Genomic DNA, 22,436 nt, shown 5'->3' with positions numbered 1-22,436 from the left:
TCGGCGGCCGTACCGGCCCCGTTCTTCGCACCGGTCAGGTGGACCTTCTCGGCCACCAGCCGGGGCAGACCGCACCGCTCGGCCAGCCGGATCGTGCCGGGATCCTCGGCTATGTACGGCTCGGTTCCGACTGATTCGGTGACGAAGTGCATGACGTTTTCGGTGCCCGGTGAGCCGATCCGTGGTCAGCCGACTTCAGGTACCGCGCCAGGCGGAGCAGGCTCCTCCACGGTGACACGCCGGATGTGGCCTACCCACGAGTCCGGCGTCAGGGAGGACCACTCAACGTCGATCTCAACGCCGTGAAATATGCGGGTGAGGTCCGCAAGCTGTGTGAAGATCGCCGTCTGTACCTCCTCAGGGGTCGCGTCGGCGGGCATCGGGACCCTGCCGCATCCGCCACCCGAGTCGTCGGCGATGAACGTGTGGGGCCACACGTCTTGCCCAGTCAGCAGGATGATCTCCTTCGGTATGCCGAAGGGGGGCCGCTTCTTCTTCGTCTTGGGTAGTCTCGCCCACGGTGCCATCCAACCTGACGGACCGCGGGGTCAGGCACCCGCCATACACACCTCAGCCACCACAACCAGACCTGACCAGAGCCGCATGACGCCACCCACCCAGGTGAAGGCAGGTTGATCGCCAGTCGGCTGGGGCCGTGGGGAGGAACTGCTGTAACAGATATCGAGGTCCCGGGGCCTGAGCCCGACTGGCAGCCGGCTACACAACCGCCCTACTACACCGGCAAGAACCCCGCCCACCAGTACAGCGTCTGGGAGCACTCCGCTCCGCTGTTCCAGATGGTCGGAGCGCTGGCGCTACCAGTACAGCCTGTGGCCCAGCGGCTACGTCTGCACGTGGAGCGGTCGTGGGACGGGTTGGACGAACTCGACGTCGTTCTGTTCCGGCTGGATGGGTGGCTTTGTTCACGAGTACGGGCAGCGAGTGTTCAGCACCGGACCGGGCCGCGCTGGCCGAGCTTCTCGCCGGGGTGCGCCACGAGGTCCTGAGCGCGCCCTGATCTGCCGGCGCTGCGCAGCACCGCGCGCCGGACCTCGCGATCGTCGTCCCGCGTGCACGCCAGCAGCTCCGGGATCTCGCGCAGCACGGCGTCGCCCACCGCGTCCGCGGAACCGCCGGGCGGATCCTCGAAGTCGGCATCGGCCTCGTCGGCGAGCACGGCCAGCAGCGTCAGCACGTCGGCGCCCCTGCCGGGCGGCCCATGCACCGCGGCGTGCGCGAGGAACGGCACGGTGTGGGCCGACGACTCCGACATCGCGCCCATGCCGTGGACGTGCCCGTACAGCTCGTCCAGCGCCTCGGCGGACGCCTCTCCGTCGGGGAGGTAGAGCGCCAGGATGTGCCGCGGCACGTCCTCGGCGGTGCCGTCGGCGTGCGCCAGCTCGCCCCACGGCACGCGATGCAACTCCTCCGGCCCGCGCATGCCCGACTCCCTCCCGTGACGGTCCCTCAGCCACCCCCGACATCTAGCCCCGCTCACTGACAGTGACCCCCGACGGTCGCGGATCGGGTCCGCCCCTCCACCTACCGCCCGAAGTCCGCCGCGACCTCGCGCACATCCGGGTCGATGCTGTCCTCGGCGCGGGCGCACAACTCCTGGAGGGCCTCGTCGAGGCCGAGGTGATAGAGGAGTTCGGCCATGCGCCGGTAGTCGTCGCTGTCGTCCGCGTCATCGAGCAGGCGCCCGACAGCCGGAGGGACGATCTCCTTCGCCTCCCGCCAGGGCAGCCTTCCCAGCAGGTTGCGGATGAGAAGGGTGTGGCGCTCCCGCAGGGCGTATTTGACCAGGTCGTCGACCAGCGCTTTCGTCGGCTCCGTATCGAGCGTCTCCAGGAGGAAGATGGCCTGTACTGCGTGCTCGGGCCGACGCAGGGCCGACCTGAGGCGCTCTTGCGCCCATTCCTCGTTGATCCTCAGCGGGCTGAGCGCACGGTTCAGCCGACCGGCGGCTGCGAGCGCCTCCGCAAAGGCGTCGTCGTCCGCACGCGCGTTCGTCTGGGACATGCCTTCCCTCACTTCTTCTTATTTCCCACCCATACCCAGTCCAGGCTCGCGACCAGGTCCCTGAACTCTCCCGCGGTCATGGCCACGGTGGGGTAGATCGTTCGATGCCCCCACGGTTCGAGACCTCCGGCATCCTTTCCGTCGGCATGGATCCCCAGACCGGGTGGCAATTCCGCGTCCGGCGCCAACACGTGGAACTGACCGCTGAGGGGCGCCAACTCAGGGTAGACATATGTCGACTTGCCGGGCACGTATTCGTCCGCGCGCTGTGGCGCGAAGGGGCCGACGACCTCGTCGAGGGACTCCACGTGGAGGTCCGTCAGGCGGGTCGGTTTCGGCGCCTCCTTGTTGCCGAAGGCATGAAGAGGCTCGCGCCCCGCGGCCGCGTCCAGGGCGTTCGCCGCTTGATCGACGAGGTCCGCCGCGGCCCCGGCCACGGCCACGCCGACCTCCACCAGCGCCTGGACCGCACCGACCACGGCGTCGGCGAGTTCGGCACCTGCGTCGGCGCCGCCTTCCGTACGCGGTTCGCCGGCTTCGTCCTCGGGCTCGGGTTCCGTACGCGGGGCGTCGGCCTCGTCCTCGGGCTCGGGCTCGGGCTCGGAGTCGGAGTCGGAGTCGGACTCCGGCTCCGGTTCGGAGTCGGGCTCAGGTTCGGCTTCAGACGACGGCTCGGGCTCGGGCTCGGGCTCGGCTTCAGACGACGGCTCGGGTTCGGACTCCGCTTCGGGCTCGGCTTCAGACGACGGCTCGGGTTCGGACTCCGCTTCGGGCTCGGCTTCAGACGACGGCTCGGGTTCGGACTCCGCTTCGGGCTCGGGCTCGGGCTCGGAGTCGGACTCAGGCTCCGGCTCCGGCTCCGGTTCGGAGTCGGGCTCAGGTTCAGCTTCGGACGACGGTTCCGGCTCGGCCTCTGTGTCGGGCCCTGCCTCCGGCTCCGCCTCTGCTTCCGGTTCGGGCTCCGGCTCCGCCTCCGGCGTGGCCTCGGGCTCGGTTTCCGGCTCCGGAACGGGTTCGGGCTCCGGGCGGTCCGGTGGGGGAGGCTCGCCGTCGGTTTCCGCCTGATCGACCGGGGCGGTCGGCTCGGGGGCGTCGATCTCCTCGTCCGCGTACTGCTCCGCTTCCGGTTCATCGTCGAGGGCGTCGCCCTCCTCCCACTGGTCGGTCTCGGCCGGGAGCGGCCCGTCCGGCCCGTCCGGCCCCTCGGGTTCCTCCGGCTCGTCCCCCTCCTCGTAGCCGTCGCCGACCTCCGGCGGCGGAGGTGGTGGCGGCGGAAGCGGTACGTCGGACACGCCGCCGAGTTCGCTCATGACCAGCCCACCCCCGTCCGGGCGCATTCCTGCGCCACTCGTACTGCCGTCTCCCTTAGTAACGCTGCCAGTTGCGGCCCCTCCGCGCAGGCCACCCGGAAGGCCCGCCGCACGTGTTCCTCCGTCGTTCCCCCCGTCACCGCCGTGATCGCGCCGCGCAGGCCGCTGCGGGTGACGTCGCCGATCCGGGCGTGTGCCTTGTCTGGCGCGTAGCCCGGGAGGGCGCGGATCTGGAGGCGGTGGTCCGCCGCCGATGTCCCGGTCAGGCGCAGGCCGCGGGACGCCCATTGGGCCTCGTGGTCGGGGTAGGTGTGGGGGCCGTCCGGCATGGTCCGCCGTGCCTGGTGGACGACGGACAGGACGTCCCGGAAGCGGTAGTTGGCGTAGGTGTAGCGCCGCGGGTCGCCGGTCGGGGGCGGTGTGCCCAGCAGGGCGGCGGAGAGCACGGCGTACAGGCGTTCCGCGAAGTCCGCCGGGTCGACCTCGTTGCGCATGAGGGATTCGCGGGCGGCGACGGCCCGTTCGACGGCGTAGACGAGGGTGCACTCCAGGTCGCGTTGCGGAAGGGCGGTGAGCGCGGCGACGACCGGGGCGGCCGGGGCGGGCGCGCTCTTGCCCATCGCCTGGGCCGAGGCTGCGGCGTCCGCCCAGATCAGGGGGAGGGGCTCCAGGGAACGGTGGTGGGAGTCGTTCATGGTGCGCAGCGTGCACGGGTCGCGGCGGCAGGAGCCTCCGCACAGCGGGCTGCGGCTGCCGAGCAGCGGTGGTTTCGCCGAGGCGTTCTTGGCGCTCTCGTCGTGCTCGCCGTGCGGCATCGCCGTCAGGACGGGCCGGTCCATGCCGTCGGCGGCGACGGCGGCGCGTCCCGGGGGCAGGGCGACGACGTTCTCGCTCTGGTCCTGCTGGAGGTTCATCGTGGCGCCGACGGCCCGGCGGTCGTCCTCCGCGGGCAGGCGGTGCATGATTTTCAGCGCGCTGTTCTTGATGACGTCGGGCAGGATCTTGCTGGGAATTTGCTCGACGATGACGACGCCTTCGCCGTACGCCCGGATCTCGGCGAGGAGCGAGGCGAAGAGTTCGACGGCCGCGGCGGCGGGGCCGTCCTCGACGTTCTTGAGCAGCCGGTGCGCCTCCTCCACGACGAGGACGTGGCGCAGCGGCACTCCTCCGGCGCTGTGGTGGACGCGCAGGTGCTCGACGAGGCGGATGAGGACGGCGCCGATGAGGAAGGCCTTGTCCTGGTCGTTCGTGATCGTTTCCAGTTCGAGGACGACGTTCCCGGCGAGCAGCCCGGCGATGTCGAGGGGGTGGCCGCCCTCGAAGAAGCGGCCCGGGGCGCCCTCGCGCAGCGAGCCCATGCGGACGTCGACGAAGCCCCTTACGTCCGCGGTGACTTCCTTGCCGTAGCCGATCATCTCCACGACCTGCCGGGCGGTGGCTTGGAGTTCGCCCAGGGTCGGGTAGACGGCGGTGCGGGGCTCGTCCGGCTCGCTCAGGACGTACTTCGGTTTGTGGGCGGGGCGTGGTTCGCCGGTGACGAGGTCCCAGCCGGCTTCCGTATAGCACTGGGACAGGGCCCGCGAGAGCACCTGCGGGAAGGGTTCGTGCCCCTCGAACGCGGCGAGGAAGAGGGCCCGTACGAGGTCCACGTGGCTTTGCAGCGGGAAGCCGGGCTCGGGCTCCAGCGGGTTGAGGGACGCGGGGGCGACGTCCACGGCGCCGGGCCGGATCACGGTCACCCGGCGTGCGTGCTCGGGGCCCCGGCCCGCGGTGAGGCGTCCGGCGATGCGCGCGTACTCCGCCTTCGCGGGTTCGACGGCCAGCCAGGGGACGGGCCGTTCGTGCGTGGACAGGGCGGTGAGCATGGTCCGCACGGTCTGGGACTTGCCGGATCCGGTCGCTCCGCAGACGAAGGCGTGCCGGTTGAGGGTGGAGCGGGAGATGTGGAGCCGGTCGGCGGGCGCGAGGGTCTCGTCGAGGATGTCGCCGAGGAGGAAGCCGTCGGAGGGCTGCCCGGTGTCGTCCGCGGTGACGTCGAAGCGGTTCGGCGCCACCGTGCGGATCCCGGGCAGTTCCCGTCCGGGCGGCCGGGCCAGGGCCGCGACGAGTTCGGCGGGGGCGACGAAGGGGGCGGCGAAGGAGGTGCCGCCCGGTGTTCCGGACCCGGGGGCCGGCTGCGGGGTGACCGTGGTCAGCGCCTCGGCGAGCGGTACGGGGTGGCGTGCCGGGACGAGGACGTAGGGCAGGTCGTCGAGCTCGCCCGCGCCGCACAGCAGGGCGGCCGAGGCGAGGGCCTGTGCGGGGCTCTCGGCCCCGACCAGTACGCGTACGGTCCACATGCCGGTGGCCAGGGCACGGGTCAGTTCGCGGTAGCGGGCCTCGGCCCGGTCCGCCGCCACGCGGTCGGCGGCGGAGTTCTCGCGCTGGCGCAGCCGCGGCAACTCCACGGCGAGGGCCGCGCGTTCCCGCTCCAGCCGCTCGTGCGGGACGGGTTCGGCCAGGACGAGCCAGGCGAAGGGGTCCTGGAGGTGGGCCACGGCGTCGTCGAACGAGCCGCGGCGCTCGGTGGGTAGGGCGCGCATGTCCTCGCCGAGGCGCAGGGCCTCGTGGGATCCGGGGCAGGGCAGCCAGAACGGCATCCGTTCCAGGAGCGCGGTGGCCTCGCCCGGCGGGAGGTCCCGGGCGGTGGACCCGGGCGGGTAGCGCAGCGGGCGTTCCGCGCCCTCCTTGGCTTCCTCGTCCGCCCCCTCCTCGGCCGCTTCCTCACCGGCTGGCGGGAAGTGGGGCGCGCCCCCCACGAGGAAGTGCAGCGGCCGGTGCCGGCCCGGGCGGACCCATGCCGCGGCGAGCCCCGCGGGCCGCGCCGCCCGGTGGTGGAAGAGCACGGCGTGGGCCGCCACGACCGCGGCGGTGAGCTGGGCGGGGGTACGGTCCTCCGCACCGGGGTCCTCCGGCCGCCGGGGCACGGTGAGCAGGCGGTGGAAGCGGTACGCGCCGAGGACGGGGAACGGTCCGGCGTCCGCGCTCATGTCAGGCTCGCGCGGGGTCGGGCGGACAGCCGGGGCAGGAAGGTGATGCCGGGGTTGCAGTCCCCGAACACGACGCGGCGGCCGCCGGGGCCGGCCTCGACGAGGACGAGGCCGGTCACCGGGAGGGCCTGGAGCTGGGTGGGCTCGACCGTGAACTCGTAGACGCGGCTGAGGTTCTCGCCGGTCGTCGTCGAATGCGCGGTGGAGGTGTTCGTGGAGTCCTGCCAGCTGCGGGACAGCGATGTCGACACCGAGCGGGACCGCCCCCACGTCGTGCCGGACGTGCCACCTCCCTTGGTGGAGCCGTCCGAGTGCGACACGCCCCGCTGGTAGCTGTAGCTGCTGCCGCGGCCCTCGGTGAGGGTCTGCCCGACCTGCCGGGTCAGCTGGTTCACGAGGAATGTGTGCTCCTGCCCGATGAAGTCCGCGGCCGCCTTGGCTTCCTCGCCGTTGCCCATGCGCATGAACACCGTCGCGCTGTCGGAGCCGCCGGCCACCTGGACGGTGCCCTCCCGCAGGTGTTCGAGCAGGAACACGAGCCTGACGCCGGCCGACCTCGCCTCCCGGGCCATCGATTCCAGGGCGTCGCGGCCGAGGTGGTCGGCGCCCGCGACGACGAGGGTCCCCGAGCCGTGCGGCACGGCACGCATGCGCAGCAGGTGGAGCAGCCGGAAGAAGACGAAGCGGTCCGCGAGGTCCTTGCGGCGGCGCACGGAGTCCTCGGTCGTGACGATCGTCAGCCCCGCTGGTCGCCACCAGTCCGCCGCCCGGCCGCCGGGATCCGGGGCCTCCTCGCCCCGCGGGGTGAGCAGTTCCGCCTGCGCCCGCATGTAGCGCAGCTCGTTCTGGACGCGCTCGCCCTGGCCCAGGAAGTCGACGGCCCGGGTGATCGACTCGACCTCGGAGGCGCTGAGCACGCCCGGCGCGTCCGGGGCGGCGTCGTAGACACGGAGCAGGACCCGCAGGCCGGCGGCCAGGCGGGTGAAGGTCACCGGCCCCTCCAGCAGCTCCGCGACGGTCTGCACCACGTCCACGTCGATGGTGAACAGGTCGACGTCGGCGCCCGACGGACGCATCGTGGCCACGGCCTCCGCCACGGTCTCGGCCAGCTGGTCGGGCGTGAACTCCTCGCGGAGATCGAGGTCGAGCAGGCCGCCGGGCATGGGCACGTGCGTGACGGCGATGTCGCGGTGCGCGGCGAGCCCGGCCAGTTCGAGCGCGACGGCCTGCTGGGTGAGGTCGAGGACGACGAGCGGCCGGCCGCTGCCGAGGAGCGGCCCGCCGACCGTGGCGAGCAGGCTCGCCCAGCCGTTGCCCGTACCGCCGAACACGTCGATCCGGCTCGGCCCGGACGCCAGCACCAGCGGATACCAGGTGTCCAGCGTCGCGTTGTGCCGCAGGTGTTCCTCCCGGTGGGCGTCGATCCGGCTCCGCCAATCGCCCAGGCGCTTCTCGTAGTCGCGCTGCGCGTGGACGCGAGCGGCCTCCAGGCGGCGCCGGGCGGCCCTGAGCCGGGCGCTCGGGGAGGTGGCGGCCATCGCGGCAAAGACGAGGACCGCGACGATCAGGGCGGCGCCCGCCCCACCGGCGGCGTAGGCGATGCCGCCCGCGATCAACACGAGGCAGCCGGTGCCCCTGCTCTCCCCGGACTCGACCCGCTCCTCCATGGCGCGGACCTCCTGGTCGGAGGGCTCGCTGTACGCGGGCGGATTGTGGGCGTCCCGGTGCGCGGGCGGCGCGGGCGGCTGGACGAACTCCCAGCCCCAGCGCTCCTCTCCCGCGAAGACACGCAGCGCCAGCTCCGCCCCATCGTCCGTCCCGCCGCTGCGGTCGTTCCCGACCACGCTCTCGGTACCACTCACCACGTCCCCCAGCCCGCCCGATGTCGGCGCGTCGTGCCCGGCATAATGACGGCTGCCGGGCCACCCCACTCACGAGTCGGCGGACTTTGACCTAAAGCCACCCCGCCCATGGCCGGATGGGTTCAGCTTCGCGATCAGCAAGCACGACGGCAATCCGCTCGGCGTCTCGTATGTCTGGCTCACCCAACCGCACGAGCAAGCCGACAAGGCCCTGGACACCCTCTTGGAGGTAGTCGGGATCGGGGAGGACGTCCCGCGGGCGGGGGGAGCAGGCGCGCCCGAGTCGGCCACTGTTATCACCGTGAGGACCATCCCCGCGGGCGCGGGGAGCAGCGCCTGGTCGGCTGGAGCCTGCGCATCCCGGTGGGACCATCCCCGCGGGCGCGGGGAGCAGTGGTCCTTTCGTCGGGTGTGTTGGGCGGGGCGGGGGACCATCCCCGCGGGCGCGGGGAGCAGACGACATCGTCACGGCCACCCTGTACCGGCAGGGGACCATCCCCGCGGGCGCGGGGAGCAGGGCGGCTCCCTGGGCACGACGAAGCCCCCGGGGGGACCATCCCCGCGGGCGCGGGGAGCAGGGCGGCTCCCTGGGCACGACGAAGCCCCCGGGGGGACCATCCCCGCGGGCGCGGGGAGCAGTTCGCCTCCGAAGTGCGCCTCAGAGCCGCCAAGGGACCATCCCCGCGGGCGCGGGGAGCAGGTCATCACTGTGTTCCTTCCGATCATCGCCGTGGGGCCATCCCTGCGGGCGCGGGGAGCAGCCGCAGACCACCCCGCTGCCGACGACCGTGGCGGGACCATCCCCGCGGGCGCGGGGAGCAGCCAGCCGGGTGCACCGTAGCGTTCGGTGCAGGGGGACCATCCCCGCGGGCGCGGGGAGCAGGTGAGGGCGGAGCGCGGCGGCTCGGGCTCCTGGGGACCATCCCCGCGGGCGCGGGGAGCAGATCAGGCCGGGCGGCAGCGCGGTGACGATGCCGGGACCATCCCCGCGGGCGCGGGGAGCAGATATCGATTCAGATGAGCAGCAGGAACGCCGAGGGACCATCCCCGCGGGCGCGGGGAGCAGTCTGTTTTTCAGTTGTCGGATGGTGCAGCGTGGGGACCATCCCCGCGGGCGCGGGGAGCAGTCTGGGGTTTGCAGCACTGCTGGTAGGCGACGGGGACCATCCCCGCGGGCGCGGGGAGCAGACCCGGCCGATGTTCTGCGACCCGGACCCCCAGGGACCATCCCCGCGGGCGCGGGGAGCAGAAGACGACGGCGGCCCGGCGTTGCACCATCTCGGGACCATCCCCGCGGGCGCGGGGAGCAGGTCATGCGCCGTACCCGCGGCGTTCAGGTGATGGGACCATCCCCGCGGGCGCGGGGAGCAGCTGAACGGGTTCCGCGGCGAGATCAAGAAGGCGGGACCATCCCCGCGGGCGCGGGGAGCAGCAGTCCGGGGCGGACGTCCGCTGGTAGTAGCGGGGACCATCCCCGCGGGCGCGGGGAGCAGGTGACCGCGGTGGTGATGTCCGCCCCGGATGTGGGACCATCCCCGCGGGCGCGGGGAGCAGGGGTTCTGGGGCGGTATCGGGCTTGCTATCGCGGGACCATCCCCGCGGGCGCGGGGAGCAGTACGACCGCAAGCGGGACGCGGTCCGGCACCAGGGACCATCCCCGCGGGCGCGGGGAGCAGCGCACTTTCGGCAAACGATCTGTACGGGGACGGGGACCATCCCCGCGGGCGCGGGGAGCAGTGCTCCGCCGCAGTCTGCTTGGCGCCGTACAGGGGACCATCCCCGCGGGCGCGGGGAGCAGTGCCCCCGTCCGGAGTGAAGTCCCGCCACTGCGCTATCGAGCCGGGACCATCCCCGCGGGCGCGGGGAGCAGACTCCGCGACCTGCGGTTTTAGCGCGGGTGCGAACCGTTCTGGACCACTTTCATAGATTCCGTCAAATTACCTGAACAGCTCATTACCGGCATTCATGTCCTTCCGAAGCGGCGCCGCTTGGATGCCTTGCTCCATCCCGTCTTCGGGCCATCGCCGTTCCTCCTCGGCGCCTCCCCAGAGGTCGGGCGACGGATCAGCGTCAGCCCCTCATGGTCGATCGGGAGCCAGCCGTGGTCGTGGGTCCGGAAGGTAAAGCCCTGCTCGTTGTTCGTCGTATGGGCGAGCAAGGCCCTTCCCTGGCCCGCGTACTGCTGTACCTCGTCCCACAGCACGTCGCGAATCCTTGCCGATGGGTTACCGACGAAGACGCCTGCGGAAATCTCGAGCAGCCAGCGGGTGAGGAACCCTCTCAGGCCGACGGGGCAATTCGTGAGAACGATCACGGTCACCAGAGCATCGCCTCGTCCTGACCGCTGTCCGTCGTGTCCCCGTAGTTGCGGCCGGCTGCAACCTTGCGGCCTCCGTCGCTCTGGAGTGTGACGACATCCTGGTCGCCGGAGACTGCGGGGCCTGGGCTGTTCTGCAGCAGGAGACTCTTGATGTCCTCCACGCAGCGGTCCAGCAGGGACGTTTCGTTGATGCGGTCGCGCAGGGCTCTGCGGGTGCGGGAGGCCACATCCTCTTCGTCCTCCGCAGCGACGTCGAAGGCCAGAGGAATGCCGATTTCGGTCTTGTAAAGGTCGGCAATGTCGAGGACGAAGGACAGTTCGTGGCCGGAGTGGACGAAACCCAGCGCTGGGCTGCAACCGAGAGATGCCACGACCGCATGGGCAATGCCGTACATGCACTGGGCGGCGGCGGTGATGGCCTGGTTGACCGGATCGCCAGCGGCAAAGTCACCTGGGGTGTACTTGCGGCCGTGCCATCGGATGCCGGTGCGGGCTGACTGGGCCCGGTAGCAGTCCTTGACGCGGCGGCCTTCGCGGCCGAGGAGTTCCTGACGGGTGAGTCCGGCCGGGTCCTCGTCGGGGAAGCGCAGCCGGTACATCGCGCGGGCGACGGCCAGACGGCTGCGGACGTTCGCCCACTGAACGGCCTGGGCCTCGGCGAGGGCGGACGAACGGGTCAGGGCGCGCCCGCCCGCGTAGTAGCGCACGCCGTGCTCTCCGACCCAGGCGACGGCGGCGCCGGTCTCGCCGAGGACGCTCATCGCCTGGTGCGTGATGCGGGTGCCGGGGCCAAGGAGCAGGGTGCCGATGGTCGCCGACGGAATGTGGGTAGTGCCGTCGGCGTCCTCGGCGGTGATGGCGTTGGCGTCCCGGTGCACCGTGCAGCGCTCCAGGTAGATGAAGGACATCCGGTCAGCGGTGCGGGTGAGGTGGCGCGGGGTGAGGGCGGTGCGCTGGGAGACCGTTGTCACCGGTTCATCCCGTGCCGGTGAGTGGTGCCAGGGTGACGAGGCCGCAGCCGTACGCCTTCGCCTTGCCGATTCCTTGGGTGAGGGTGCGGCGCAGCGCGGCGGGGTCGGTTACTTCGAGACGGCCGTCGAAGGTGGCCGTCACGAGGCTGACGGGCTTGCCGCGGGTGCCGTCGTCTCTGCGGGACTTGTCGAAGGAGAGGTCGCGCTTGTCACGGACGGTCAGTTCGTATCGGTCCCCGGGGTGCTCGTGCTTCTTGAACGTCGTTCCGCCGGGCAGCAGGCGTTTGTTGTCCGGCTTCTCGAGGATGCGGAAGCCTCCGCTCTCCTGGCGGTCGAGGAGCCAGGCCATCTGATGTACGGGATTTAGGTGGGCGGTGCGTTTTCGTGGCTCGTCCGCCTTGCGGCGGATGTGGTGGACCGGGTTGGCGGTCAGCCGGAACGCCCATCGCTCCCCTGCGGCCAGACGGTCGAGGAACGGGGCGTACGGCCTGGTCTGCCAGCCCGGAGTCTCCGGGTCAGTGGCCGCTGCGGGCCAGCCGGCCTGCTCCACGAGGTGGGTCAGGTCGGGCCGAGCGGGGCTGACGATGTACAGCAGCACCTCGGCCCGCGCGTTCTGGTCGAGGCGCCACAGCACTCGTGGCCCCTCGGGGGAGGCCGTGTCTGTGGGGAGCAGACCGGGGAACGACGCCATGACTGCCGCGTGAAGCACCTGGGGGGAGGAGAGCAGGCGGCGGGCGCCGGGGCGCGCGGTGTTCACACGGAAGCGGGTTAGGAACATCAGGCGCTCTCCTCCAGGGCATCGAGCGGATCATGCCGGGGATGCCGGGGCGCGGCAGCTGGGTTGGGGATGTCCACCGTTCTGCTGACCACGGTGCGCAGGGCATGGCGACGGTGTTCGGCGGCGAAACTCAGAGGCTGGTCGCGCTGGAAGTTCGCGTCGTGTTCGTCCTCGTCGGCCTCGCGCAGGACGACGAGGGTCACCGTGGCCTCGCGGCGGCGCTGCCGGCTGTACCAGGGGGCCGCCTGCCATGGCTCGTCCGTCAGTGCCTGGTCGAGTGAGACTCCGTCGTAAAGGCGGAGTTCCACCGGGCGGGCCGGTGGGCAGGAGCGGCGGCCCAGGAACGGCGGGTACACCGGTGCACGCAGGGCGGCGTGCAGGGCGGCGAGGAGTGCTCCGTCGCCTTCGAGGGCCGCGACGAAGACTGCGTCGGCGAGGTAGAAGCGCTCGGACAGCGGCATGGAGTTACCGCTTACGCTGTGGTGTGCGGTCTGGAAGTCCCGTACCCGGGTGCCTGGTTGGTCGATACGTACGCCGAACCGGAGTGCGCCCAGGCTGACCAGTGCCGCGTCGTCGCCACGTTCGATGCCGGAGGCTGCGGCGAGCATGCCGATCACGCCGCTCTTGGTCGGCGCGGACTCGGTGGTGCGGCGGGTGAAACGGGCGGAGGCTCCCCAGGACTGCAGGGGGCCCGCCAACCGCAGGGTGAGCACACTCATGCGGGCTTCTCCAGGCGCTCGGCAACGGCCTGGCCCACGGAGGCGACGAGTTCGGTAATGTTCGCCGACTCGGTTCCGATGCCGGCGAGCTTCTGCGTGTTCGGTCCGACACGAAGTACCCACGTGAGAGTGGAGTCCTCGTCTCCGTAGGCCCGCTCGATATCGGGGATGTACTCCGCCAGCCGTGCGGACGCCTCGGACACATGGCCGCCCTGTTCGCCGCGGACGGGCTCCTCGAACGCGGCGACGAAGCTGATGGGGCGGGTGGTGCGGAGCTTGACGATCACGGCATCGGGCAGCGTGTGGTGACCGAAGGTGTTGATCTTCCCGGTCGGCAGCGACTCAGTGAAGCCTCGGACGAACGCCTCGACGGCGCGGCGCACCGGGGTGGTGCGGGACTCGTCCTCGCGCAGCCCCTCGCCGAGGTTGGCGGCCAGCTGATGAACGCCGAGGGCCGCGTAACGGTAGAGGGTCGCCGAGTTGAAGTCGACGGTGCCGATCATTCCGGCGCCCGGCTCCGAGTCCTTGTTGTGGTCGTCGACGGCCGTGTAATAGTCGGATTCATTCTCGACGCGGTGGACGCTGATGGCGTGGGCGACCTGGACAGCGGCGTCGACGTTGATGTCGGCGGAGTCGGCGACCATACGGCCGAACAGTGCGATGTCCACGGAGTGGCGGGTGTCAGCGATCTGCCTGGCTCGGCCCTTGTTGTCCTTGTCCTTCAGGAACGCCTTGATGTCGGCGGCGCCTTCGACGGCGAGACGGGCGAGTCCGTCGAGCTGGCGGGCGCTGAGGAACATGAGGTATTTGGACTGCGGTGCCGGCTCCTCCGCACTGTCCTCCGCTCCCTCCTCCTTGGCTGAGCTCTTGCGCTTGGGCGGTGCCTCGATCTTCAAGCCCGTGGCGACGATGACCTCGGCCGCCAGCTTCAGGGCGTCCGCGTGCGCCAGTGAGGGGTCAACGACACAGATCTGGTCGGCCAGGACCTCGACGACCTTCTTGGTCCGCACACCCAGTTCGCTCGGGTCGAGGAGGCTCTCGGCCTTGAAGTAGTCCCGGGTGGCCTTCTTCCATGCCTGGCTGGAGACTCGGGCCCGCGGCACTCCCCCGTACACCGCGGTCTTCGGGGCGCCGGTGTCGTCCCGGTTCAGATTGCTGGGCGGGACGGTCTGCAGGGCGTGTACATCGAGGTAGAAGCGGGTCACGAGGCATCCTTGTGGGTCGGGTCAGAGGTGTCGGTGGTCATGGCCGTGGCGCCGAGGGGCGTCTGTGCATCGGTCTTCTGGTCTTCTTCGTGCCAGGCGTGGAACGACCGGCCCCATTCCCTGCGTACGTCGTCCGGGCCGCCGGGCTGCTGCCAGCGATAGAGCTGTCCGGCGAGCAGCGCGTAGTCGAGCGGGACCTGGTCGCGGCGCAGCAGCAGGACGATGTCTCGCAGGCGCTGGGCGAGGGTGGTCAGATCCGGTGCCGTACCGACTCGGACCAGGCGTTTGCGCAGGGGTTCGTCGATCTCGCCCGGCTTCATCATGCGGCGCACGGCGGCGCCTACTCCGCGCGGCTTTGCGCGACTGCCGCTCTCGTGCATCCTGGCCTCGCGGCGGGACTGCTGGTGCAGGGCCCACAAGGTGAGGGCCACGTGCAGGGCGTCTTCGGCGCAGACCAGTTCTCTCTCGTTCAACGCCCGGGCGCCGTCGTGCGGTTCGTGCAGCGGGGTGGTGTCGACGAGGTTCCACAGGTCGGGGAGCTGTCCGGCTTCCCGGCCCGCACCTCTGCGGAGCCTGGCGAGGGCCGCCACCGCCTTCGCCTCGTCAGCCAGATATCCGCGCTGGAGCGCGGTGATGCGTTCACCGGCGAGCTGTTCGACGCGCCTGCAGACGGTGGGCGGAGCGGTCGCGGTCGTCATGGGTGCACCTTCGTGGCGGTCTCGATCACCGGGGCGCTGCCCGCGCCCGGCAGTTGGTCGGGAAGATTCGGGTGGCCCAGGCACTTGTCCAGGCGGGATCGGAACCATTTGCCCGCGAGAGCGGCGTTGAGCCACTCAGTGCCGTTCTTGACCGTGATGGTCCGGCCTTGCCATGCGGCGTCTCCGGCCTCCGTGATGAGCCGGTCGCCGAGCCTGCCCACGATCTGGTACACCCGGCGCTGCCATTCGGCGCGCTGCGCGTACGGGTCGCCTTGGCCGTCCAGGCCGGCCAGCCACGTGCGGTATGCAGTGTCGAGTGCTGCAAAACCGAGATCGCGTGCCGTGGCACCGCATCCTTCGGTCTCGGTGCGGGCGGCACGGGCGAGGTCCGTGGCGAGGTCGCCGAGGGCCTTGACGGCGTCGTCGGCATCGGTGACGGCGCCGACGGCCTGCTCGGCGAACTCGCGGTTTTGCTCGTGGAGCAGGACCACGACCATGGAGATGTGGTCATCGATGACTTCGTCGATGACGGACTGCTGCGTGCCGTACTGGGCGCCGACGATCCGGGCCCGGACAAGGAGGCCTTCCTCCAGCTCGCCGTCTGTCACCAGACGCGCAATCCACTCGAGGACCCTGGGCCGCAGATAGTTCGCGGCTTCCGCGCCCTGGGACGCCTCGGTCCGGTCGGCGATCAGGGACGCGATCCCCCGCCACGCGGAGCGCGCCGGGTCGTGTTCGCGGGGCATGTAGACCAGGGGTTCGCCATGCTTCTTCTCCTGCGCCGTACTGCGCCGCCAGGCGGTCATCGGCTCGTAGCCGTGCTTGTTGCGCGCGGTGAGCGGGTCGCCGTAGCCGAGGACCACGCCATGCACGCCGTCGGCGTCGGCGTGCAGGAGCAGGCGCCGCGACTGCCAGGTGTACAGGTCACGTACGCCCGTGGGCGAACGCTTCGGCCCTTCGCCCGGCCCGCACGCCTCACGCCGCCAGGCAGGAAGATCGTCGACACCGTCCGAACTCAGACCGGGGGTGTCGGCAGGAGCCACGAGGTTGAGCAGGAGAGTCTCCCGCAGTGTGCGCCCCTCCGCGAAGACTCCTCCGAGATTGCCGGCCCACCCGACCCCGAGCGGATACACCTTGCCGCCCTTGACCCGGTCGTCGCCCTCGACGCCGGTCTTGATGCCGGAGGTGTCGTAGGCGTGAGTGTGGACGACCCAACGGGCGGCCTCGGCGAACGTGAGCCGGTCGACGGCGGGCATCCTCGAGCTGAAGAAGGGCTCACCGTTGGGAACATCGGCCACAATGCGGTTGAGCGCGAAGACCTCATTCTTCGCCGTGTGCAGCCCGGCAACCTGGAAGAACGGCGTATGCGCATCGAGTAGGTCGAACCGGCGGCGGTGCTCGTCGAGATAGGCGGCCAGGGGCGCGAAGCAGTCCTCCTCTGCCCACAGATCCGCCCAGTGCTCGGCGTCTCGCGGTCCCGCGAGCGCGTCGTGGGCCAGCGCGAGCAGCAGGCGTATCAGGGCGAATTCCTGAGTGGGCAGGTCCCCGACGAGCCGACGCAGGGTGCCGGCCTGCTCGAACACCTCACGCAGCGACAGCTCGTCCTGAGCACAGTCCACTCTCAGCACCGGAATCCAGGGCTGTGTGGTCAGGTCGAACGACAGCAAACCCGCTGTCTCATCACTTATTTCAGGCACTGGTCACCTCAAGACCGTCACTCTGGCTGCAGCGGAGTGAGAACCCTGCCAGACGGGTCTGACAATCCTCGTCGAGCAGACGGACCAGTTGCGCGGCGAGCCACTGGCCCACGGATATCGATGCGAACTGGGTGGAGGGCCTTTCAGAGAGTCCAACCACAGCGTCACAGTCGGTGCGTTATCGGCGAACTGGCGCGTGACCAGGGACGACCGTCTGACTTCTGCTAAGGGGTGTGTCATGAGGCCTCGGATCCTCTAGAGTGCGTTCTCCAATGATGCAACAGACTAAGGGGAGTGCAGAGTTGAACGGTTGGATCCGCTGGATCCTGGTGACGATGGCCGTCGTCACCATCTTCTGGTTAGCCCTCTTGCTGGGTCGCTGGCTGCCGTTAAGCGGCCCTGCAGACGAAGCCGCCAGATGGGGCGTCGCCACAGCCCTTGCGAGTGCGGTATCTGCCGTGGCGGGCCTGCCTTTGGTCCGGTGGGCAGAGAGAGGCCGTCGACTGTCGAAAGAAGCCTGATCCCGCCCTTCGCAGCTCGCGTTGCGCCGGCCGCAAAACAAGAGCCCGGCTGCGTGGAAGGTCTTCGAGTAGCATGCAATCACTGCTCCCCGCTGAGACGGGGATGGCCCCAGACTGAGGGGCGTACCAGGCTTGGTACCTCACTGCTCCCCGCCCGGGCGGGGATTCTCTGCTCAACCACTGCGCGCCGTCTTGCCCTCCTGTCCTTCAGCGCGGATCACCTCGAGGCCGTCGCTGTGGCTGTACCGGAGACGGAAGCCTGCCAGACTGGTCTGACAGTCCTCGTCGAGCGGCAGGATCAGCTGGCCGGCGAGCCAGTGACTGTCTTTCACCTGCCAGGCGGGAACGTAGAGTTCTTCCAGCTCCGCGATCGCCCGGTCCATGACGTCGGCGTACGAGAACTGGATCGGCAGCCTCAGTCCACAGGTTGCCGCGGCCCGTGCCGTTCTCGGCGGCGGGGGTTGGTCCCGGGGCAGTTCCAGTCCCGCGAGTCGGTTGCCGTGGCGGTCCTGTGCCAGCCAGGGAACCGTCGTCAGTGATCCGTCGGTGCGCTGCTGCACGACGACGACCTCCAGACTCTCCCTGCTGTCGCGGACCTGGGCCCGCCCGGTCCGGGTGTCGTCGGCGTCGCCCGCTCCTGCCGCCACCCAGCCGAACAGCGGTGTGCCCGCCCTGCCGGCCTCTTCCAGCCGGAACACAGCCGCCCGCTCGGCCTGGTCGGCGCGGTGCCGCTCGTACCGTTCGAAGGCCTCGGCCATCACCGGTGACCAGCTCTTCGGGCCTGCGTGACCGTCGGCGTATGCCGTCTGTACGAGCGGGCTGATGTCCTCGGGTAGCCGTACCGGACGGCTCTGCCCTTTCTCGAAGTGCGGCAGCAGCGCGGCCGCGGAGCGCAGGAGCGCGTACGACCCGTACACGGCGACCGAGCCCCGCACCGGCGCCGGCACCTCCGCCTTCCAGTCGACACCGGTGACCAGACAGCGCGCCCGGCGCAGCCCCTCGGGACGTTCGTGCTGACCCTCGCCTCGCTGATGCCGGTGGAGCCTTCCCATGCGCTGGAGCAGCAGGTCGACCGGGCAGAGGTCAGTGACGAGCAGGTCGAAGTCCACATCGAGGGACTGCTCGGCCACCTGGCTGGCCACGACGATGTGCGGCCCCGTCGGGCGGTCTTCCGCTTTGCCCGGCGGCCCGAAGCGTTTCAGGAGATCTGCGTCCTTCGCTGCCCGGTCCACGTCGATGAAGCACGAGTGGGCGACCGTCACGTGCTCGTCTGCGAACCTGGCCCTGAGCGCCTGGGCGGTCTCCAGCACCCGCCTCACCGTGTTGCGTACAACCAGCGCGCAGCCGCCTCCGTCCAGTTCAGCGGCGAGTCGGCCGACAAGAACCTCCAGGTCGTCGTCGATCCGCTCCAGGACGACGTCCGTGCCCCGGGCGGAGGCCTCAGGACTCCTCAGGACCGGCTCCCCGCCAGGTGTCACGGCGGTCAGCAGAGGATAGGCACCGGCCTTGCCCACCGCCTCAAAATCCGCGGCACTCGCGGCTGCTCCGGCCTTGCGGCCCGCGTACGCCTCGACGAGCTCGCGGCGCCTGCCCGCGGGCAGGGTCGCGGACAGCACCACCACAGGCACCCGATAAGCGCCGAGCCACGACAGCACACGATCGAGGTAGACGCTCATGTACGTGTCGTAGGCATGCGCCTCGTCGATGACGACGACCTTGCCTGCGACCGCAAGGTGACGCATCGCCAGGTGGCGGCTCTTGAGCCCGGCGAACAGCAGCTGGTCGATGGTTCCCGCGACGAACGAGGACAGCATGGCCTTCTTACGGCCGCGCAGCCAGGCGTGCGCGACGAGCTCAGCGGGAGCGGACCGTGTCGTGTGCGAGGGGCGCCACCGTGGCTCCTCGGGCGCGTCCACGTCGACAGCAACGATCCGGTGGCCGCTCTCACGCATCAGCTCGGCAAAGTCCTCGTTCAACGCAGCCTTCGAGTGAGCGAGCAGGACGGAGTACCGGGCGTCTTCGGCTGCGGGCAGCCGCTCGAGCCAGTCCAGAAGGCGGGGGAACATTGCGTTGCCGGTGGCCATGGTCGGCAACGCGAAGAACACACCCCCCGCGCCTGAGCGGGCAGCGAAAATCTCGGCGACCGCCAGCGCGGCCTCGGTCTTCCCCTCCCCCATCGGCGCCTCGATCACCATCAGTCCCGGGTCTTCCATCGCCCGGGCCAGTTCGACGGCGGCTTCTTGCACCGGCCGGACCCTCGCCCCTGGCGGCAGACCGAAGCGGGCGGCGAACAGTTCCTGAGCGTCACCTGTGGGCTCGTCCGGGCACCAGGGCGCCGGAAGGTCCAGCCCGCGCCAGGCCGCGGCCACACGCTCCTCACTGCTGCGGGCGACGTCCTGCGGAAAGTGAGGGAAGAGATCGGCGTTGCTGGCGACCCAGTCGGCGACGATCACCAGGGCCGTGAACAGCACCTGCACCGACTGCGGCAGTTTCACCGACCTCCACACATCCAGCCGGTCCCGTACGCCGTACTCGTCGGCGCACGCATCGAGCAGCTCGTCCTGCACCCGGCGCCACGCGGCTCGGCTCGGTCCCGGAGTACGCAGCAGGTGCCCGTGCTTGTGCAGGGCGGCGATCTGCCCGTGCTCCGGAGGCACCCCGTGGTGCCCTCCCACGACAACCGAGACCTGCCCGGTCTGCTTCACCGTCCAGCCGTGCCGTTCCTTCAGCCACTCCCCCAGCAACGCCTGCCCGGCCAGCCCGTGCGGAGCCATCCTGCGGTCCGGCCCGATAGCCCGCGCCGAGCGCATCTCCAGCCCCTGCTCACGCATAAGGTCTGCGAGCTGGTCGACCTGACAGGCGAAAGCGGGCGTCGCCTTCCCGATGTCGTGCACCCCCGCCAGCCACACGGCAAGCCGCCGTGCGTCCTGCTCACCACCGGGCAGCGCCGAGGCGATCAATTTCCGTACACTCGCGGGCAACCACGTGTCCCACAGCAGGCCGGCCACAGCGGCGCTGTCCTCCATGTGCCGCCACAACGGCAGCCACCCGTCGGAATCCCTGTCGTGCTTCGCCCACACCGTCAGCACCGGCCCATCAAGCCTGCCCCGCAGACCCGAGCGTGACTTTCCCCCACCTGTCATGCCAGATGAATACAGGCAAACCCACTCGCAGGATGCCTATATGACGAAAACTCAAGGAATCTGCTTCTGCCCCAGAGGGTGGCTCCCTGACAGCAGGCAGGCAGGCTCTAAGATGATCGGCTTACACTGCCGCCCACCCGACGTCTGAGTGGAAGAACTAAGGGTGTTATGCCTGCTATGCCGGACTCTGTGAAAGTGTGGCAAAACTGCGTGCCTTCGCGATAAAGCCGCAGGTCGCGCAGCCTGCTCCCCGCACCCGCGGGGATGGCCCCTGGGTGGCCATGTGCACGGAGGCGACGCCGAGCTGCTCCCCGCACCCGCGGGGATGGCCCCACCCTCACCTACGACGGTCTGGAGATGCGCAACTGCTCCCCGCACCCGCGGGGATGGCCCCGATCCCCCAGCGGTCGCGGAACCCCTCCTGCCCTGCTCCCCGCACCCGCGGGGATGGCCCCCGAGGGAAGTGCCGGCAGCGTCGAAAATCTCCCTGCTCCCCGCACCCGCGGGGATGGCCCCGGTGGTCAGCAGCCGCAGGTCCGAGGTCGTGCCTGCTCCCCGCACCCGCGGGGATGGCCCCGTTGCGACCGCCTGGCGGCCCTCGTTGGCGAACTGCTCCCCGCACCCGCGGGGATGGCCCCCGCGCCAAGAACGACGACCTGACCATGCGGGTCTGCTCCCCGCACCCGCGGGGATGGCCCCGTCCGGCTGTAGTCGTCGATCGACTCCGAGCGCTGCTCCCCGCACCCGCGGGGATGGCCCCGTTCCTCGCGTACGGCCCGGACAAGAACTTGCCTGCTCCCCGCACCCGCGGGGATGGCCCCTGTTGAGGAGCGACCAGACGTAGGTGAACGGGCTGCTCCCCGCACCCGCGGGGATGGCCCGTGGGTCCCGTGGCGGGACTGATCGCAGCACTGCTGCTCCCCGCACCCGCGGGGATGGCCCCGGGCGCGCCTACCGGGTGACGTTGTGGGGATTGCTGCTCCCCGCACCCGCGGGGATGGCCCCGCCTCGACGAACAGGAAGGTGCGCAACCGATGCTGCTCCCCGCACCCGCGGGGATGGCCCCAGAGGTGGTCGCGAAGCTCACCACGGCAGCTGCTGCTCCCCGCACCCGCGGGGATGGCCCCACCTTGTCCGGGCCCCGTTCCTTCATCGTCTTCTGCTCCCCGCACCCGCGGGGATGGCCCCCACTCGGTGGTTCCGATGCGAAGGTCTGCGAACTGCTCCCCGCACCCGCGGGGATGGCCCCGCCCGTCATGAAGGGGAAGAGTGAAAGAGCCTCTGCTCCCCGCACCCGCGGGGATGGCCCCGGCTGCTTGGACGTCGTCGGCGCGAACATCACCTGCTCCCCGCACCCGCGGGGATGGCCCCATCGCCGAGCAGTACCCGGCCAGCGTCCGCTTCTGCTCCCCGCACCCGCGGGGATGGCCCCGCCTGGATCCTCATCGTCCGCGTCGCCGACCACTGCTCCCCGCACCCGCGGGGATGGCCCCTCCGGCGCGTGCACCCCTTCTTGGGTACTACCCTGCTCCCCGCACCCGCGGGGATGGCCCCTTCGGGGCTGCGATCGGCTTGTTCAGGAACTTCTGCTCCCCGCACCCGCGGGGATGGCCCCTCGTCAATGAGCTGCATGTGTCACGTCCTCTCCTGCTCCCCGCACCCGCGGGGATGGCCCCCGGCCGAACCACTTGTAGGCGGCGCGGATGAACTGCTCCCCGCACCCTCGGGGATGGTCCCCAGTCGTCGAACGCGCCGGGGAGCACCAGGGTCTGCTCCCCGCACCCGCGGGGATGGTCCCGACGTCGTCTCCCTCGTCACCAACCTGCTCGACTGCTCCCCGCACCCGCGGGGATGGTCCCGGCGCGCCACCGCTGGCGCGGCCCTCATCTCGCTGCTCCCCGCACCCGCGGGGATGGTTCCGTGTCAAGGACCGGGTCCATCAGTGCCCCACGCTGCTCCCCGCACCCGCGGGGATGGTCCCTAGATGAAGGGCGGCCGCCGGCCTCTTGGGCGCTGCTCCCCGCACCCGCGGGGATGGTCCCCACAGCTCCAGGTCGGGCAGTCCGTGTCAACGGTCATTGAGATGCCCAGGTGGGTGGTCGTTGGGTGTCCCGGCTGGTGGCCATCAGAAATCCATGCCTGTGGCCAGTGGTGTTCCTGG

Annotated in this window: 14 protein-coding genes and 2 CRISPR repeat arrays; all 14 genes read right to left on the bottom strand. The window is 70.6% G+C overall.

Features of this window, described 5'->3' with window-relative positions; genetic code table 11:
- Positions 1 to 185: 185 nt before the first annotated feature.
- Entirely contained in the window at positions 186 to 527 is a 342-nt protein-coding gene (locus ABTY98_RS41025) for a hypothetical protein (protein WP_352226275.1), read from the bottom strand.
- Between the two features lie 419 nt (positions 528 to 946).
- Positions 947 to 1,441 carry a hypothetical protein gene (locus ABTY98_RS41020; protein WP_352226274.1) on the bottom strand — a complete coding sequence of 165 codons (495 nt, stop codon included), beginning with the start codon at positions 1,439 to 1,441 and terminating at the stop codon, positions 947 to 949.
- A gap of 101 nt (positions 1,442 to 1,542) precedes the next feature.
- Positions 1,543 to 2,022, bottom strand: a complete 480-nt coding sequence (locus ABTY98_RS41015; protein ID WP_352226273.1) for a hypothetical protein — start codon at positions 2,020 to 2,022, stop codon at positions 1,543 to 1,545.
- An 8-nt stretch (positions 2,023 to 2,030) separates the two neighbouring features.
- Complete coding sequence (locus tag ABTY98_RS41010; protein ID WP_352226272.1) at positions 2,031 to 3,332, bottom strand: hypothetical protein; 1,302 nt, start codon at positions 3,330 to 3,332, stop codon at positions 2,031 to 2,033.
- Complete coding sequence (locus tag ABTY98_RS41005) at positions 3,329 to 6,361, bottom strand: ATP-binding protein (protein ID WP_352226271.1); 3,033 nt, start codon at positions 6,359 to 6,361, stop codon at positions 3,329 to 3,331. Before ABTY98_RS41005 ends, ABTY98_RS41010 begins: the two co-directional genes overlap by 4 nt.
- Positions 6,358 to 8,226 carry a hypothetical protein gene (locus tag ABTY98_RS41000; RefSeq protein WP_352226270.1) on the bottom strand — a complete coding sequence of 623 codons (1,869 nt, stop codon included), beginning with the start codon at positions 8,224 to 8,226 and terminating at the stop codon, positions 6,358 to 6,360. The genes ABTY98_RS41005 and ABTY98_RS41000 overlap by 4 nt, the downstream gene beginning before the upstream one ends.
- 301 nt (positions 8,227 to 8,527) lie before the next feature.
- Positions 8,528 to 10,093: a CRISPR direct-repeat array (repeat unit 29 nt; unit sequence GGGACCATCCCCGCGGGCGCGGGGAGCAG).
- Positions 10,094 to 10,186: 93 nt separating this feature from the next.
- Positions 10,187 to 10,543, bottom strand: coding sequence for a type I-E CRISPR-associated endoribonuclease Cas2e (gene cas2e / locus ABTY98_RS40995; RefSeq protein WP_352226269.1), 357 nt, complete (start codon positions 10,541 to 10,543; stop codon positions 10,187 to 10,189).
- Complete coding sequence (gene cas1e, locus ABTY98_RS40990; RefSeq protein ID WP_352226268.1) at positions 10,540 to 11,514, bottom strand: type I-E CRISPR-associated endonuclease Cas1e; 975 nt, start codon at positions 11,512 to 11,514, stop codon at positions 10,540 to 10,542. The genes cas2e and cas1e overlap by 4 nt, the downstream gene beginning before the upstream one ends.
- Positions 11,515 to 11,518: 4 nt before the next feature.
- Entirely contained in the window at positions 11,519 to 12,292 is a 774-nt protein-coding gene (gene cas6e / locus ABTY98_RS40985; RefSeq protein WP_352226267.1) for a type I-E CRISPR-associated protein Cas6/Cse3/CasE, read from the bottom strand.
- Positions 12,292 to 13,011, bottom strand: coding sequence for a type I-E CRISPR-associated protein Cas5/CasD (gene cas5e / locus ABTY98_RS40980; RefSeq protein WP_352226266.1), 720 nt, complete (start codon positions 13,009 to 13,011; stop codon positions 12,292 to 12,294). The genes cas6e and cas5e overlap by 1 nt, the downstream gene beginning before the upstream one ends.
- Complete coding sequence (gene cas7e, locus ABTY98_RS40975) at positions 13,008 to 14,216, bottom strand: type I-E CRISPR-associated protein Cas7/Cse4/CasC (RefSeq protein WP_352226265.1); 1,209 nt, start codon at positions 14,214 to 14,216, stop codon at positions 13,008 to 13,010. Before cas7e ends, cas5e begins: the two co-directional genes overlap by 4 nt.
- A complete protein-coding gene (gene casB / locus ABTY98_RS40970; RefSeq protein ID WP_352226264.1) occupies positions 14,213 to 14,914 on the bottom strand; it encodes a type I-E CRISPR-associated protein Cse2/CasB in 702 nt (233 codons plus the stop codon). Before casB ends, cas7e begins: the two co-directional genes overlap by 4 nt.
- Positions 14,911 to 16,578, bottom strand: coding sequence for a type I-E CRISPR-associated protein Cse1/CasA (gene casA / locus ABTY98_RS40965; protein WP_352226276.1), 1,668 nt, complete (start codon positions 16,576 to 16,578; stop codon positions 14,911 to 14,913). The genes casB and casA overlap by 4 nt, the downstream gene beginning before the upstream one ends.
- 727 nt (positions 16,579 to 17,305) lie before the next feature.
- On the bottom strand, positions 17,306 to 20,275 hold the full coding sequence (cas3, locus tag ABTY98_RS40960; protein ID WP_352226263.1) for a CRISPR-associated helicase Cas3': 2,970 nt from the start codon (positions 20,273 to 20,275) through the stop codon (positions 17,306 to 17,308).
- 243 nt (positions 20,276 to 20,518) lie between these two features.
- Positions 20,519 to 22,317: direct repeats of the CRISPR family, unit length 29 nt; unit sequence CTGCTCCCCGCACCCGCGGGGATGGCCCC.
- Between the last annotated feature and the right edge of the window lie 119 nt (positions 22,318 to 22,436).

The sequence above is a fragment of the Streptomyces sp. NPDC096040 genome, from assembly GCF_040303265.1.
Lineage (GTDB): Bacteria > Actinomycetota > Actinomycetes > Streptomycetales > Streptomycetaceae > Streptomyces.
Note: the sequence above shows the minus strand (reverse complement) of the source record. Positions and strands in the feature narration are given on the sequence as shown.

What these genes read in the sequence shown, in the direction of transcription:
- casB (WP_352226264.1), bottom strand. Translation starts at nt 14,914, where the DNA reads ATGACGACCGCGACCGCTCCGCCCACCGTCTGCAGGCGCGTCGAACAG.
- ABTY98_RS41015 (WP_352226273.1), bottom strand. Translation starts at nt 2,022, where the DNA reads ATGTCCCAGACGAACGCGCGTGCGGACGACGACGCCTTTGCGGAGGCG.
- ABTY98_RS41020 (WP_352226274.1), bottom strand. Translation starts at nt 1,441, where the DNA reads ATGCGCGGGCCGGAGGAGTTGCATCGCGTGCCGTGGGGCGAGCTGGCG.
- ABTY98_RS41010 (WP_352226272.1), bottom strand. Translation starts at nt 3,332, where the DNA reads ATGAGCGAACTCGGCGGCGTGTCCGACGTACCGCTTCCGCCGCCACCA.
- ABTY98_RS41005 (WP_352226271.1), bottom strand. Translation starts at nt 6,361, where the DNA reads ATGAGCGCGGACGCCGGACCGTTCCCCGTCCTCGGCGCGTACCGCTTC.
- cas3 (WP_352226263.1), bottom strand. Translation starts at nt 20,275, where the DNA reads ATGACAGGTGGGGGAAAGTCACGCTCGGGTCTGCGGGGCAGGCTTGAT.
- ABTY98_RS41025 (WP_352226275.1), bottom strand. Translation starts at nt 527, where the DNA reads ATGGCACCGTGGGCGAGACTACCCAAGACGAAGAAGAAGCGGCCCCCC.
- cas5e (WP_352226266.1), bottom strand. Translation starts at nt 13,011, where the DNA reads ATGAGTGTGCTCACCCTGCGGTTGGCGGGCCCCCTGCAGTCCTGGGGA.
- cas6e (WP_352226267.1), bottom strand. Translation starts at nt 12,292, where the DNA reads ATGTTCCTAACCCGCTTCCGTGTGAACACCGCGCGCCCCGGCGCCCGC.